Here is a 14,361-nt window from a genome sequence, read left to right as displayed (position 1 = left end):
CGGTCGCGGGTCGTGGTGACGTCTCGGGTGTCGGAAGTGAATCCGGTCCCGGGGTTCTCCCCGGTCGCGGTGTCACGGTCTCGGCCATCAGGCGTCCCTTCGTGCGAGGCGGTCTCCGAGCTGCTCACCGACGACGGTGACGGCCACCACGACCAGCACCACGGCGACCGCCGGGACGACGGCCGACAGCGGCTGACCGGCGAGCATGGCGCCCTGCCCCTGGTTGATCATGGCTCCCCAGTCGGGGGTGGGCGGCTGGACGCCGAGGCCGAGGAAGGAGAGGGCGGCCAGATCCAGCAGTGCGTAGCCGAAGTTGACGGTCGACTGGGCCAGTACCGTCGGCGCGACGCTCGGCAGCAGCTGGCGCAGCGCGACGTAGGCCGGGGAATGGCCCTGGACCAGGTAGGCGGCGACATACGGGCGAGTCTTCTCCTGCGCCGCGAGACCCCGCACCAGCCGGGCCGTGTAGGGCAGGTAGGCGATGGCCATGGCGGCCACGGGGGCGCCGAGTCCCTTGCCGAACAGGGCCACAGCGAGGATCGCCAGCAGCAGGGAGGGGAAGGCGAAGAGGATGTCCAGGGCTCGCCCGATCAACGCGTCCAGCCACCCGCCGCGCCAGCCGCTGAAGAGCCCGACCGCGATGCCGCCGACGCTGGAGAAGGCGACGACGCCCAACGGCCCGAGCAGACTGGTCCGGGCCCCTTCGAGCAGCGCGGAGAAGGTGTCGTGCCCGCCCTGGTCCGTGCCGAGCCAGTGCTGCGCGCTCGGGCCGGCCAGCGTCTGGGAGAAGTCGCCGACGGTCGGGTCCTGCGGCGCGAGCCAGGGAGCGAACAGCGCGACCACGACGAAGACGACCAGGGCCAGCAGGCAGATCCGGTAGAACAGACCGCTCCTCGACAGCAGACCGTGCGGCCACCAGCGGCGCGTGGTGGGGGCTGGAGCGGTCGTGGTGAGCTGCGTCATCGGGCGCCTCCTGCGGTCGCGGGGCGACGGGCCACACGCGGATCGATCAGCGGATAGACCAGGTCCACTGCGGTGTTGACGAGGACGAAGACCGTCACCACGAGCAGCACCAGCGCCTGGACCACCTGGAAGTCCATCTCGTCGACGCACTCGACCAGCAACGAGCCGATGCCGGACATGCCGAACGCGGTCTCCACGATCGCCGTGCTCACCAGCATTCCGGAGACCAGCAGGCCGGAGACGGTGACGATCGGTCCGAGGGCGTTGCGGAAGACGTGCCGCCGCAGCACGCTGCTGCGCCGCGTGCCCCGGCTGAGTGCCACCTCCACGTGCTCGCGCCGGAGTTCGTCGAGCATCGAGGTGCGGGTCACCCGGGTGACCAGGGCCATGAAGGTCACGGACAGCGCCACCGCGGGCATCGCCACATGGTGCAGCTCGTCGACGAAACCGGTGCCGTTGCCGATGGTCGGGAACCAGCCCAGGCGGACCCCGAACACCGACCGCAGGACGATCGCGGCAGCGAACGACGGGACCGCGGCCCCGACCGTGACCAGCAGCAGCACCGTCTTGTCCGTCCGGCTGCCGCGCCGCAGCGCGCCGAGCACCCCCGCGCCGACCCCGAAGACGGCGATCAGCAGCGCGGCGACCGCGACCAGCAGCAGGGAGGACGGCAACCGGGACCAGATCAGCGCCCCGACGCTCTCGTGGAACAGGTAGGACTGACCGAAGTCGCCGTGCAGGACGCCGTCCAGCCAGTGCCAGTACCGCACCGGGAACGGCTGGTCGAAGCCGTACTGCCGGCGCAGCGCCGCGAGTTCGCCCGGCCCGGGGCTGCGCCCGCGGACCAGGAAGGAGACCGGGTCGCCCGGTGCGAGGTAGAGCGAGGAGAACACCAGGAACGAGGTGACCAGCAGGGTCACCGCGGTGCCGATCAGGCGTCGCAGCACGGCGCCGAGCACCGCTCGCGCGCGGGTCACCGCTCCGGCGCGCGTCACTGCCTGGCCCCGATCTCGGCGGCCCACGGGTAGTAGAGGTAGTCGATGGACGGCTTGACGCCCGTGACCCGGTTGCCCAGGAAGACGCTGACGGGAGTGGTGTAGAGGGGCAGCCAGGGCAGCTGCTCCATGGCGATCTGCTGGGCGCGGGCGGTGGCCGCGGCGTGGGTGGCGGGGTCGTACGCCCCGACTGCCTGGTTGACCGCCGCGTCGAACTGCGGGTCGGACCAGTTGCCGTAGTTGGAGTACGCCCCGGTCTCCAGCGAGGTGTACATGTCCAGCGGGTCGGTGATGGAGGTGTACCAGAAGGTCAGGAAGAGGTCGATGCCCTTGCGGGCCGCTGGGTCGGTGAAGAGGGCGGTGTACTTGTCCGCCGAGACGGTGTCGATCACCGGCTTGAGCCCGATGGCCGTGGCCGCCTGGGCGACGGCCTGGGTGATGATCGTGGTCTGCGAGTCGAGCGGGCTGGTCGCGATGACCACCTGCTGTCCCCGCACACCCGCCGAGGCCGCCAACGCCTTGGCCTTCGTGGGGTCGTAGGGGTAGCCGGGGAGGTCCTTGAGCAGGCCGTCGAGGGTGCTCTGCGGCACACCGCTCCAGTTGTTGCGGGTGACCAGCGAGTCGGCGACGTCGCCGACACCGGAGACGCCAGCCTTGATGATGCCCTGTCGGTCGATGGCCATCAGCAGCGCCTGCCGCACCTTGGCATTGCCCAGCGGGCCCTTGAGGTTGTTGACGACCTCGTCGGCGACGGTGGTGTTCTGCCCGAAGTAGAGCCTGCCCGCCGAGGAGGAGGCCAACTGCCCGTAGGAGTCGGGAGGCAGCATCCAGCCGCCGTCGACCTCGCCTGTCTCGAACGCGTTGACCCGGGCCGTGGAGTCGGGCAGGAAGACGAAGGTGACCTGCCCGGCCTTGGCTCGCAGGCTCGGATCCCAGTAGCCGGCAAAGCGCTTGAGGGTGATCGACTGGCCGGGCTTCCAGGAGGCGAAGGAGAAGGGACCGGTGCAGTTCACACCGTCGGTGGGGTTGCCGTAGCTGCTGCCGTCCTTGGCCAGGGTCGCGGCGGACTCGACAGTGCCGGGGCTGGCCGCCATGTACTTGTTGAAGGTCGAGTCGGGCCTGGTCAGTTGGACCGTCACCTGCATCGGCGCGGTTTTCTCCACCGACTTGACGTTGCGGAACGGGTAGGCCCAGACGCTGTTGACGCTGGGGTCGAGGTTGCGGCGCAGCGAGGCGACCACGTCGTCGGCGGTGAGCAGGGTGCCGTCGTGGAAGTGGACGCCGCTGCGGATGGTGTAGACCCAGGTGGTGGGCGTCGGGTTGGCGTAGGAGGTGGCCAGGCCCGGGGAGACGGTCAGGTCCGGGTTCCAGCGCAGCAGGCCCTCGCAGACGTTGGCGAGCACGGTGTTGGGCGGGTAGTCGAACGACTGGGCGTAGTCGAGCGAGGTGGGCTCGGCGTAGAGGGACCAGGTGAAGGACTTCAGGTCACCCTTGCTGGGCGGGGTGTCGGCGGTCAACTGGTAGGCGGCGGCGCTGCTGCCGCCGGTGCCGGTGCCGCCGGCGGCGGTGCCGCTGCAGGCGGTGAGGGCGAGGGCGGAGAGCAGGCCGAGGGCGGCGGCGACGGAGCGCCGGGGTCTGTGGCTGCTCGGTGTGGGGCTGGTGCGGGGCATGAAGGGCCTCCGGGGTGAGGGCGTTCTGTGGTCGAGCGGCGCAGCGGGGGTGCGCGGGGAGAGTGACGGTCGGTCAGGCTTCAGCCGGCGGCGCAGTGGACGGGGTGGCCGTCGACGAAGGTCATCCGCACTCGGGCCTCGCCGATCTCCTCGGGCGGGCCCGCGAACGGGTCCCGGTCGAGGACGACGAGGTCGGCCCGCTTGCCGGGTTCGACCGTGCCGGTCTCGGCGTCGAGGTGGTTCACCCAGGCGCTGCCTGCCGTGTAGGCGGTGAACGCCTGGGCCAGGGTGAGCGCCTGATCGGGATAGAAGGGGCGGCGCGGTCGACGGTCGGCGGCGGCGTTCGGCGCGGCAACGGGGACGGCGCGGTTGACCGCGACATGGATGCCCCAGAGCGGGTTGGGGCTGCTGACCGACCAGTCGCTGCCCGCGACCAGCCGCGCACCGGCGCGGGCGAGATCGCCGAACGGGTACTGCAGCGCGGCGCGGTCGGGCCCGAGGAAGGGGATGGTCAACTCGTCCATCTGCGGCTCGTGGGCCGCCCACAGGGCCTGGATGTTGGCGGCGGCTCCGAGTTCGGCGAAGCGGGCGATGTCCTCGGGATGGACCAGTTGAAGGTGGGCCAGGTGGTGCCGATGGTCGTTCGCGCCGTTGGCCGCGCGGGCGGCGGCGAGCGCGTCCAGCACCTCACGCACGGCCCGGTCGCCGAGCGCGTGGAAGTGCAACTGGAAGCCGAGCGCGTCCAGTTGCCGGACGGCGTCGTGGAGCACGGCCGGGTCGACGAAGCTCAGGCCGGCGTTGCCGGTCGGGCAGCCACACGCGTCCAGGTAGGGCTGGAGCATGGCGGCGGTGAAGTTCTCGGCGATGCCGTCCTGCATGATCTTGACGGTGGTGGCGCGGAACCGGCCGACCTGACCGCCCCGCCTGCGTTCGACCAGCTCCGGGATCTGCTCGGTGCCGCGCTCCCGGTCCCACCAGAGCGCGCCCACCACGCGGGCCTGGAGCGAGCCGTCGCGTGCGGCGTCCAGGTAGACGCCGTAGTTGTCCGGATTGCCGGGGAAGGCGCCGATCATGGCGTCCTGCCAGGCGGTGACGCCGAGCGAGAAGAGGTGCTGCTGGGCGACGAGCAGCCCGGCGCGGGCCTCCTCCGGCGTGGCCACCGGGACCAGGCTGCCGACCAGGTCCATCGCGCCTTCCTGGAGCATGCCGATCGGCGTGCCGTCCGGTTCGCGTTCGATCCGGCCGTCGGCGGGGTCGGGGGTACGTCGGTCGAGCCCGGCCAGCTCCAGGGCCCGGGAGTTGACCCAGGCGCCGTGGCCGTCGCGGTTGGTGAGCAGGACCGGTCGGTCGGGGACCACCGCGTCGAGCATCGCCCTGGTGGGAATGCCGTCCGGAAAGACGTCCATCGACCAACCCCCGCCGCGGATCCACTCCGCGGCGGGGTTTGCGGCGGCATAGCCGGCGACGGCGGCCAGGTATCCCTCGATCGTGCGCTGCCCGGACAGGTCGCAGCGCAGCATCTGGACCCCGGCGACGGTCGGGTGCACATGCGCGTCCTGGAAGCCCGGCGCGAGCAGTCCCCCGTCGAGGTCGACCACCTCCGTCGCCGGACCGACCAGCTCGCGCAGGTCGGCCTCGTTCTCGGCCACGGCGAGAATCCTGCCCGCACCGACGGCGACCGCCGACCTGTCAGCCGGGCTCGGCGCAGTCGCCGTGAAGACGCGACCGCCGCGAAAGAGCAGGTCTGCCTTGGGATATGACGGATTGTTCGCTGCCATGGGCGGGTCCTCCCCGAGTGGTGGTGAGGAGGAGTGAAGCGCGGCGCAACACTGTTGTCAACACTGTTGCGCTGAGCTCCGACCACATCGCTACACTGACCGCACCATGTCGAACTCCTCGAATCCCACCCCCGCGGCACCCGCCGGCGAGGCCGCCGGAAAGCCCGCGGCCCGGCCCGCACGGAGCAAGCGTTCGGGCAGTCAGCTCACGCCCGAGGCGATCATCCAGGCCAGCCTGCGGATCGCCGCGCGCGGCAGCGCGGACGCGTTCACCGTGCGCCGCCTCGGCGAGGAGCTGGGCGCCGACCCGACAGCCGTCTACCGGCACTTCCGCGACAAGGACGAGCTGCTGCTGGAGGTCGCCGACCGGACCCTCGGCGAGGTGCTGGACAGCATCCCCGCAGGCCTGACCTGGCAGGACCGCCTGCGGGCGCTCGCCGACGGCTCGCTCGCCGTGGCGCTCAAGTACCCGGCCGTCGCCTCCGCGATGGCCAGCCGCACCACCCGCAGGCCGAACGAGTTCCGCGTCGTGGAGCTGATCCTCGGCGCCGTGCACGAGGCGGGCCTGCGCGGCACGGAGGCGGCCGTCCACTACCGCATGGTCGGCGACTCGCTGCTCGCCCTGGTCGGCCAACGCGCCGCCTACCTGCTCTTCTCGCCGGAGGCGCGGGCAGCTGACGAGTCCGCGTGGACCCGCGAGTACCGGCTGGTGGACCCGGGGATTTTCCCCCAGATCACGGCCGTGGCAGCCGAGTTGGCCCAGGTCACCCAGGACCGGGTCTACGACGCCCGGGTGGAGGCGCTGATCACGGCGATCGAACGGCGGGCCACCGAACTCGGCCCGCCGGACTGAGCACCCCGGTTCCTCCTCAGGACAGCACGTGGGCGCGGTCAATTGGCGCAACACTGTTGACAACAGCGTTGCGGCGGCAGTTCACTCCCGGTCAGCATCGTTCGATCCGCTCTCCGAGAGGGATTCCCCATGCACCGGGAACCTGCCAGATCGAGCACCACCCCCGCTTCCTCCCCCACTCCCCCGAAGTCCCGCACCGGCCTGCCCGATCCGCTCGGCCTGGCCTTCTCCCTCCAGCGCGAGGCGCGACGCCGCCGCATGCCGGTCGCCGAGGTGGCCGGCGAACGCGCCGAGCGCGCCGAGCGTGAGCTGAATCGCCGTCAACTACTGGCGGGTGCCGGAGCAGTGACTGTCGGCGGACTGGCCGCCGCGGCACTCTCCGGCGCCACCCGCGCGGCGGCGGCTTCGTCCGCCTCGTCGGCGTCCGCGGTGAACCCGGCGACCGCTCCGCGCGTCGTCATCGTCGGCTCCGGCCTGGCCGGACTGCGCTGCGCGCACCAGCTGTGGACCCAGTCGACCCCGATCGCCTCGACCGTCTACGAGGCGGACACCAGCCACATCGGCGGTCGCTGCTGGTCGCTGCGAGGCTTCTTCGCAGGCGACCAGGTCAGCGAGCACGGCGGCTCGTTCATCAGCTCCACCGACACCTCCGTGCTCAACCTCGCCAAGCGTTTCGGTCTGAAGACCGAGTACGCCGACGGCGGGGCACTGGACGCGGGCACCTACGCAGGCTGGATCAACGGCAGCCACTACGACGGCCCGGCCCAGCAGAGCGACTGGGTCGCCGAGGCGTACAGTGCGTTCGCCTCCTCCTACACCGCCATGGGCACCCCCCGCTGGAACAGCGCCACCGCCACCGCCAAACAGCTGGACCAGCTCTCCTGCCTCGACTACCTCAGCCAGATCGGCCTGCCGTCCGGCTCGGCCCTGAGCCAGCTGATCCAGTCCATCCAGCTGCAGTCCGGCGGCGAGCCGTCGCAGTCGTCGGCGATCGGCATGATCGGCTTCCTCGGCAACTCGTCGACCTTCGACGGCGGTCCAGGATTCGACGAGAAGTACCACCTGGTCGGCGGGAACGACCAGCTGATCAGTTGCATGCAGGCCCAACTCCCCGCCCAGACGGTGCAGCAGGGCTACCAACTGGTCGCGGTCGCCCAGAACGGCGACGGCAGCTACACCTGCACCTTCGACGTCTCCAGCGGCGGCACGATCGCCGTCCCGGCAGACCACGTGGTGCTCGCACTCCCGTTCAGCACGCTGCGCGACGTCGACCTCTCCCGGGCCGGGCTCTCCCCGCTGAAGACGACCGCCATCCAGCAGCAGGGCATGGGGCAGAACGCCAAGCTGGTCACCCAGCTCACCGCCAAGACCTGGCCCTCGCTCGGCTACAACGGCGTCAGCAACACCGCGCCGAACGGCTACCAGACCGCCTGGGACGGCTCGGTCCAGCTGGGTGCCAAGGGCAGCCCCGCCCTGCTGGTCAACTTCCCCGGCGGGAACACGGCCAAGTCCGTCCTCACCGGCGCGGCCCACGGCCCCGCCCCGACGGCGGACGTCACCTGGTTCCTCTCCCAGATCGAGCGGGTCTTCCCCGGGACCACGGCGGCATGGAACGGGCTGGCCTACGAGGACCACTGGTCACTGGACCCGTGGCACAAGGGTGCCTACCACTACTACGGCATCGGCCAGTACACCGCTTTCGCCGGCTACGAGGCGGTCCAGGAGGGCCGGATCCACTTCGCCGGCGAGCACACCGACGTCGACAACGCGACCCTCGACGCCGCGGTCGCCTCCGGGGAGCGGGTCGCGGCGGAGGTCACCACGCAGGTGTGACCGGGCGTCAAGGGACTGCTCGGCAGGGTGCGCGGGAGCGGCCTCGCCGCCTTCCGCACACCGGCCGGGCAGGCCGAGCCGCACCCGCTCAGGCCGGCGCTGCCCCCGCCTCGCCACGGTTGACGGCGTGCTTGAGCGGCGGCGAGCCTTGGTGGCCCGCAGGACTTCGTTCTCACGTGTGTTTGCCACTCATTGATCACGACTCAATGCCCACACCCTGGCACGGGCCTACAGCCAGCGGTCGTACCAGGCGCGGATACGCCGGAGGGCGTCGAGTTGATGGGCGCGCTCGTGAAGCCCGTGGCCCTCTCGGGGGTAGACCACGAACTCGTGCTCGACGCCGAAGTGGCGCAGTGCGCGGTGGAAGTGCACCACCTGGCCGAGTGGGACGTTGGTGTCCTCCTCGCCGTGCAGGATCAGGACCGGGGTGCGGATCCGGGACGCGTAGGAGATCGGGCTGTTCCGGTCGTGGATGTGTGGTCCCGGACCGTTCCAGGCGGTGCCGCCGCCGAGCGTCGCGTCCATGACTCCCCAGTCGCCGGTCCCGGCCTGCATGCCCCAGTCGCTGATGCCGGCGCCCATCAACGCGGCCTTGAACCTGTCGGTCTGGCCGACGGCCCAGGCCGCCATGAAACCGCCGTGGCTCCAGCCGGAGATGCCCAAGCGTTCGGGATCGGCGACTCCCTCGGCGACCAGCAGGTCGATCCCGGTGAGGATGTCGGTCCACTCGTCGCCGCCCACCGCGCCGGCCACCACGGCTGCGAATTCATGGCCGTGGCCCGACCCGCCCCGGGGATTGGCCAGGAAGACCGCGTATCCGGCGGCTGCCAGCCACTGGCCGCAGTCGACCACAGTGAGCGCGAACTCGTCGGCATGGCGGAAGTAGGGGCCGCCGTGGACCAGGGTGACGAGCGGGAACGGGCCCTCGTCCCGAGTCCGGCCGGTCGGCAGGATCAGCAGGCCGTCCAACTGCAGTCCGTCGGACGCCTGGTAGCTGAGCCGCTCCTGGACACCCCAGCGGATCCTGCGCAGTTCGGGACTGGTGTCGCTGAGCCGGAGCAGTGGCCCGCCGGTGGGCCCCGCGTGGACGTTCCTGGGCTCGTGCGCGGTGCTCGTCACCACGGCGAGGGTCTCCCCGGAGTGACTCGCAGTCAGCCCGGCGAGCGTGCCGGGCGCGCAGGACAATCGGTCGAACCGTAGCGACTGCGGATCGAGCCGGTACAGCGCGGTATCCAACCCTTCGGCGAACAGCGCCAGCGGCGGCCCGTCGGCGACCTGCACCAGCTCGGTGGGGCAGGCAGACATCCCGGCGGTGAGATTGCGCTGTTCGACGGTCGGGCCGGTCGCCGGCGGGACCGTGTCGATCACGGCGAGGCCGCCTACCAAGTGCCCAGGGGTCACTGCCAGGTGAGCCAGATGCCAAGCACCGTCGTGGTTCCACCAGACCGGGGACTGGGCCTCGAATCCGACCGGGCCCAGGTCCTGGACGGCGCCCGTCTCCGGGGCGACCAGATGCAGTCCCGCCGTCGTGACGCCGGGATCGAGCTCGGGGGTGGCCCAGCTCAGCACGGCCAGCGGGCCGCCGTCCGGACGCTGGGTCACCTCCACGACATGGCGGTCCCCGAGGCCGTCCACGGTGCGGGCCACGCCGGTCGCCAGGTCGAGCAGGCGCAGCCGGGTGACCGGGAGGTGCCGGCCCCAGACCTTCGCGTCGTCACCCTCGGCCTCCCGGCGTTCGTCCTCCGCAGTGGGCTCGTCCTCGGCGAGCAGCGCGACGGTGCGACCGTCGGCGAGCGGGTAGTAGTCGCAGATGCCCCCGCGCCACCTGGTCAGGGACTCTGCCTTGGCGTCGTCCTCGCTGCCGTCCAGAGGGATCCGCTGGAGTTGAGCGGTGCCCTGCTCCTCGCGGTCGGAGGTGAAGAACAGAAAAGCCGAGTCCGGCGCCCACTTCGGGGCGGCGTCGCGGGCCGTGCCGTCGGTCAGCCTGCACGGGGCTGCGCTGCCGTCGGCGGCGGCGACCCAGACAGAGCTGTGCGGATGTCCGCCCCTTCCGCTGTTCGCGACCACGCCGTACGCGACCAGGCGACCGTCCGGCGAGATGGCCGGCGCCATGGGGGCGGCCATGTCCACCACCAGTTCCGCGGTGAGCAGGTCGGTCGACTCGGGAAGCGGTCGCGGTGCGGGGTGCGGCATGCGGACTGCCTTTCATTCGTCGGTACGACAAATTGACATCCTGTCGCACCGACGAGCCTGTGTCAGTCGGGTTTTGAACCCGTCACGCTTCGTGCTGATCACCCTTCACCCAAGCCAGGGCGGCCGTGACGCTGGACCGCTTCGCCGAGCTCCTTTAACGGCGGTTCGATGAAGGGCGGTTCGAGCGCAGCGATGACTTTTCGAGCCCCACAGGGAAATCGAGCCGCTCAGGCGAGCGGGCCGAGGATCTCCTGTGACTCCACGAGCCCCTGGTCGCTGGGCGATTCGTTGTCGCCGAAGACGCGCACGGCCTGCCGGGCCCGCAGTTCGAGGTGCGCTTCGGCGGGCCTGGCATAACCGTGGCGGGCGCGGGCCTCCGCGGGGGTCAGCACCTCGTCGGTGCGGGGCGGGATCCCCAGCTTCATCGGCGCGACCACCGGAACGGTGGACGGTGAGAGCCGGCCCAGCAGAAGCAGCTCGAGCTGCGGGTTCAGGTGGGCCAGCGCGAACGACACCTTCATGACGGGCACGATCAGGGCGTCGAGCAGGCGTGACTGGCGGATCTCGGCCAGCTCGCGCATCCAGCGCGGCATCGTGGCCACAGTGGCGACCCGCTGTGCCTTCGCGACGACCAGGGAGGTCGGCTTCGCCCACCACGGCGTCGGCGGCAGCACAAGCTCGGTCCGCAAGAGGTGGTTCATCGCCTGTTTGGCGATCGGACTGGCGGACAGTTGCGGACGCATCCGCTCGAAGTACGCGCGGACGCCCTCACGGCTGCGCGGGATGTCGTCGGGGGAACAGGTCTGGAGCTCGGCCGCGGTGGCGCAGGCCTCCCAGTACTCCTGCTCCTCCGCGGCGGTCAGCTTGCCGGGGCCGTACTTCTCGTAGGCGTAGAGGATGGAGTGCCAGCCGGTGAGCTGGATCCACAGCTGCGAGGCGGGGTCGTTGGCGTCGTAGACGCCCTCGCCGTAGGGCAGGTGGCCGATCGCCTTGGAGTGGACCTTGACCAGGATGTCGGCCGCCTTGCAGACCTCGCGCGACCCGGCGAAGGCCACCATCGCGAAGTACCGCAACGTCCGGTCGTAGCGGGTGCGCGGGCGCTGGTAGATGCCCTGGGTCCCGTGGACGGCGGCCACCAGCGGCGGGTCGAGCTCCTCCACCACCACGGCCCGCTGGAAGCCCACCGTCAGCGACGTCGGATAGCTCCAGACCTTCCACACCACCGAGTCAGGGCCGAAGAAGCCGTAGTCCTCGTGCGGTTCGACCTCGTCGCGCTTCAGCAAGGCCATGGTGCCGCTCCTCGTTTGTCTGTCCGTCTGCTCCGTGATTACGACACTGCTGTCCTAAATTAAGACACGGATGTCGTAAGCTGCCAAGGTGTCTGCGCCCACCCCTTCGCCCGCATCCACTTCACCCGCGTCCGCTTCCTCGGGGGGCGGGCCGCGCAAGCGACGGCCCTACGCCCCGCGCGTCCCGATGGCGGAACGCCGCGAGCAACTGCTCGACGCGGCCCTTGCGGTGATCGTCAGTGAGGGCTACGACCGGGTCTCCATCGACGCGATCGCGAAGAAGGCCGACGTCGCCCGGTCGGTGGTCTACGGCGCCTTCGAGAACCTGGGCGACCTGCTGGGCGACCTGCTCGACCGGGAGCAGGAACGCGCCTTCCACTTGCTCCTCGACACCCTGCCTCCCGAGACGGACTCGAGCGACCCGGCCGAATTCGCCGCTGGGGCGGTGTGCCGAATGTCGGCGATGCTCCGCGCGGACCCGGACACCTGGCGGCTGATCCTGCAGCCTGCGAGCGAGATGCCCGCCGTCGTCCGCGACCGCGTCGAGGCGGACCGGGAGCGGTTCCGGCGCCAGGTCGCCCGCTGGACCTCCGACCTGCTGGCCGACCGGGGCGATTCCCGACTCGACCCGCAGATCCTCGCGCACGCCCTGGTCGCCTGCGCCGAGCACTTCGGGCGCGTCGCCCTCACGGACCCCGACCGGTTCGAACCCGCGCACGTCGCGGCGCAGGTGGAACTGCTGTTCCGCATGCTCTGGCCGCCGCGCTGAGCGCCGAGCGCCTAGCACCTGCCGAGCCCCCCAGCGCGTGCTCCGGACCCCGGGGTTGCCGCGCAACGTCAGGCGCCCGTCCTGCGGAACACCCGGGTACCGACGGCGAGCGAGACGGCGGCGAGGGCGAGGGCGACAGCGGCGCCTTCGAGGACGGCGGGTGCGGTGTACTGGCCGAGGTAGGCGTCGCGCATGGCGTCGACCAGGTAGCGGAACGGCACCAGGTGGGAGAGCCCGTTGAGGGCCCTGCTGCCGGGCCTGGTGGCCAGTCAGCTCGGCTGGGCGCACTCGACCCTGCTGGACCTCATCGGCTGGGAGATGGTCGCCGGCCGACCGCCCGAGCAGGTCGCCAGGGACGCGACCGACCTGCTGCAGCACATGCGCACGCTGCTCGGCGACGCGATCCTCGACTACGCACCCCGCCAAAAGAACTGACACCGACTCATACAACGGCCGCACCAGCCCACCCGCGGAGTGGGTTCCCTGCGGGCGCGCCTATTCGGCGGTGAGGACCAACCTCTCGTGTGTCGTCTCCAGGAACGCGTGCGCCTTGGCGGCGTCGCGCATGGAGAGGGTCCGTTGGGCCCGCAGTCGCAGTGTCCCGCTCGCCAGCAGCGGCATGGTCAGGTCGAGGGCGTCGGGCGCGCGGTCCGGCGTCGGGGCCGAGAGTGCGACGCCGAAGTCGGCCGCGTGCTCGTCCGCGAGGGTGATCACTCGCTCGGCTCCGCCGGCGAGTTCGACGGCGTCACCGAGCCCGCCCCTTCCGGCGGCGTCCAGGACGGCGTCGACTTTGCCGACCTCGGCCCGCACCTGTGCGAGGAGCTCGGGTCCGTAGCGCACGGGGATCGCGCCGAGCTCCCGGGCCAGCCGGTCGTCGTGTGCGCCGGTGGCACTGACGACGGTGACGCCCTGCGCGACGGCCAGCTGGGTGGCGATCACACCGACCGATCCCCCACCGCCGAGGATGAGCAGCGTCTCGCCGGGGGCGACCCGAAGTTGCCGCAGGACACCGACCGCGGCCTCCGCCGACGACGGCAGCGCGGCTGCGTCGGCCCAGCTCACTCCGGCGGGCTTGGGCGTCCAGGTCGAGGCCAGCGCGTACTCGCCGTACCCGCCCAGGGCGGGCAGCATGGCGGCGACCTCGTCGCCGACCGCCGCCGACGTGATGGAAGGGCCGAGGGCGTCCACGGTGCCCGCGGCCTCGAAGCCGAGCACGGTGGAGGGCCGCAGCGGGAACGCCTGCGCGAGGTCTCCGCGTCGGATCTTGGCGTCCGTCGGGCTGACCCCGGCGGCGTGCACGCGGATCCGGACCTGGCTGGGCCCCGGCTCCGGCATGGCGACCTGGGACCAGACGAGCACCTCGGGCGGCCCGAATCCGGTCAGTACTGATGCGTACGGCATGGGATACCTCCTGATCGCGGCAGCCCGCGAGGGATGATGTCCCAAGTGGTGCCTGCCGCGTGGTGGCTTCAAGAGAAAGCTTAGTGACATGTCACGTAAACGCAACGCCGTGCCGGAGCCCGAGGGCGGGTGGCTGGACAGCGACCAGCAGCGGGCGTGGCTGGCCTACATCCGGGTTCAGCTGCGCATGGCGTACGAGATGAACCGCCAGCTGCTCGCGGACAGTGGCATGTCCCTTCCCGACTACGACGTGCTGACCGCGCTGAGCGTCGCCGACGAAGGCCGGATGCCGATCACCGTGCTGGCCGCGCAGATCGGTTGGGAACGCAGCCGCGTCTCCCACCACGTGAAGCGGATGAGCACCCGTGGGCTGGTCAGCTGCGCCCTGTCGGCCACGGACAAGCGCGTTACCGAGGTGACCTTGACCGACACCGGGCGGCAGACCCTCGGGCAGGCGGCGCCCGGGCACGTCGATCTTGTCCGGAACCTGTTCGTCGAGGGACTGCCGTCCGGGCTGATAGGGCCGCTCACCGAGGCGCTGGAGGGCGTGTACGCCAACATCCTCAAGCGCGGCACCCTGCCGCCCCCGGTCGACTGGCCGCCGGCCCAGGACTGAC

The 14,361-nt window shown here is 71.2% G+C and carries 13 protein-coding genes; 5 read left to right on the top strand and 8 right to left on the bottom strand.

Features of this window, described 5'->3' with window-relative positions:
• Positions 1–87: 87 nt before the first annotated feature.
• The 4 genes from ABH940_RS21640 to ABH940_RS21625 form a co-directional block, all read right to left on the bottom strand.
• Entirely contained in the window at positions 88–963 is an 876-nt protein-coding gene (locus tag ABH940_RS21640) for an ABC transporter permease (protein WP_370105985.1), read from the bottom strand.
• Positions 960–1,940, bottom strand: coding sequence for an ABC transporter permease (locus ABH940_RS21635; RefSeq protein WP_370062179.1), 981 nt, complete (start codon positions 1,938–1,940; stop codon positions 960–962). Before ABH940_RS21635 ends, ABH940_RS21640 begins: the two co-directional genes overlap by 4 nt.
• Positions 1,941–1,954: 14 nt before the next feature.
• Entirely contained in the window at positions 1,955–3,628 is a 1,674-nt protein-coding gene (locus ABH940_RS21630; protein WP_370105984.1) for an ABC transporter substrate-binding protein, read from the bottom strand.
• 80 nt (positions 3,629–3,708) lie between these two features.
• Entirely contained in the window at positions 3,709–5,406 is a 1,698-nt protein-coding gene (locus ABH940_RS21625; RefSeq protein WP_370062175.1) for an amidohydrolase, read from the bottom strand.
• A gap of 106 nt (positions 5,407–5,512) precedes the next feature.
• On the opposite strand from ABH940_RS21625, the gene ABH940_RS21620 reads away from it, so the two are divergent.
• Both ABH940_RS21620 and ABH940_RS21615 read left to right on the top strand, forming a co-directional pair.
• A complete protein-coding gene (locus ABH940_RS21620; protein WP_370062173.1) occupies positions 5,513–6,259 on the top strand; it encodes a TetR/AcrR family transcriptional regulator in 747 nt (248 codons plus the stop codon).
• Positions 6,260–6,388: 129 nt separating this feature from the next.
• Positions 6,389–8,092: a flavin monoamine oxidase family protein gene (locus ABH940_RS21615; protein WP_370062171.1), complete on the top strand. Its 1,704-nt coding sequence runs from the start codon at positions 6,389–6,391 to the stop codon at positions 8,090–8,092.
• 228 nt (positions 8,093–8,320) lie between these two features.
• On the opposite strand, the gene ABH940_RS21610 is transcribed toward ABH940_RS21615, so the two are convergent.
• Both ABH940_RS21610 and ABH940_RS21605 read right to left on the bottom strand, forming a co-directional pair.
• Complete coding sequence (locus ABH940_RS21610) at positions 8,321–10,285, bottom strand: prolyl oligopeptidase family serine peptidase (protein WP_370062169.1); 1,965 nt, start codon at positions 10,283–10,285, stop codon at positions 8,321–8,323.
• 227 nt (positions 10,286–10,512) lie between these two features.
• Positions 10,513–11,574, bottom strand: a complete 1,062-nt coding sequence (locus tag ABH940_RS21605; protein ID WP_370062167.1) for an oxygenase MpaB family protein — start codon at positions 11,572–11,574, stop codon at positions 10,513–10,515.
• Positions 11,575–11,662: 88 nt separating this feature from the next.
• Between ABH940_RS21605 and ABH940_RS21600 the strand changes: the two genes are divergently transcribed.
• Positions 11,663–12,343 carry a TetR/AcrR family transcriptional regulator gene (locus tag ABH940_RS21600; protein WP_370062164.1) on the top strand — a complete coding sequence of 227 codons (681 nt, stop codon included), beginning with the start codon at positions 11,663–11,665 and terminating at the stop codon, positions 12,341–12,343.
• A 68-nt stretch (positions 12,344–12,411) separates the two neighbouring features.
• Here the strand turns inward: ABH940_RS21600 and ABH940_RS21595 are convergent, their stop codons facing one another.
• On the bottom strand, positions 12,412–12,564 hold the full coding sequence (locus ABH940_RS21595; RefSeq protein WP_370062162.1) for a hypothetical protein: 153 nt from the start codon (positions 12,562–12,564) through the stop codon (positions 12,412–12,414).
• Positions 12,565–12,580: 16 nt separating this feature from the next.
• On the opposite strand from ABH940_RS21595, the gene ABH940_RS21590 reads away from it, so the two are divergent.
• Positions 12,581–12,778: a hypothetical protein gene (locus ABH940_RS21590; protein ID WP_370105983.1), complete on the top strand. Its 198-nt coding sequence runs from the start codon at positions 12,581–12,583 to the stop codon at positions 12,776–12,778.
• A 60-nt stretch (positions 12,779–12,838) separates the two neighbouring features.
• Here the strand turns inward: ABH940_RS21590 and ABH940_RS21585 are convergent, their stop codons facing one another.
• Positions 12,839–13,744, bottom strand: coding sequence for an NADP-dependent oxidoreductase (locus ABH940_RS21585; RefSeq protein WP_370105982.1), 906 nt, complete (start codon positions 13,742–13,744; stop codon positions 12,839–12,841).
• 88 nt (positions 13,745–13,832) lie between these two features.
• Here ABH940_RS21585 and ABH940_RS21580 point away from each other — a divergent pair, with 88 nt between their 5' ends.
• Positions 13,833–14,360 (top strand): MarR family winged helix-turn-helix transcriptional regulator, encoded by a 528-nt coding sequence (locus ABH940_RS21580; protein WP_370062156.1) that lies wholly within the window; start codon positions 13,833–13,835, stop codon positions 14,358–14,360.
• The last annotated feature ends 1 nt before the right edge of the window (position 14,361 follow it).

This window comes from Streptacidiphilus sp. BW17, from assembly GCF_041262485.1.
GTDB lineage: Bacteria > Actinomycetota > Actinomycetes > Streptomycetales > Streptomycetaceae > Streptacidiphilus.
The sequence above is the reverse complement of the archived record's forward strand: the minus strand, read 5'-3'. Positions and strand labels throughout refer to the sequence as shown.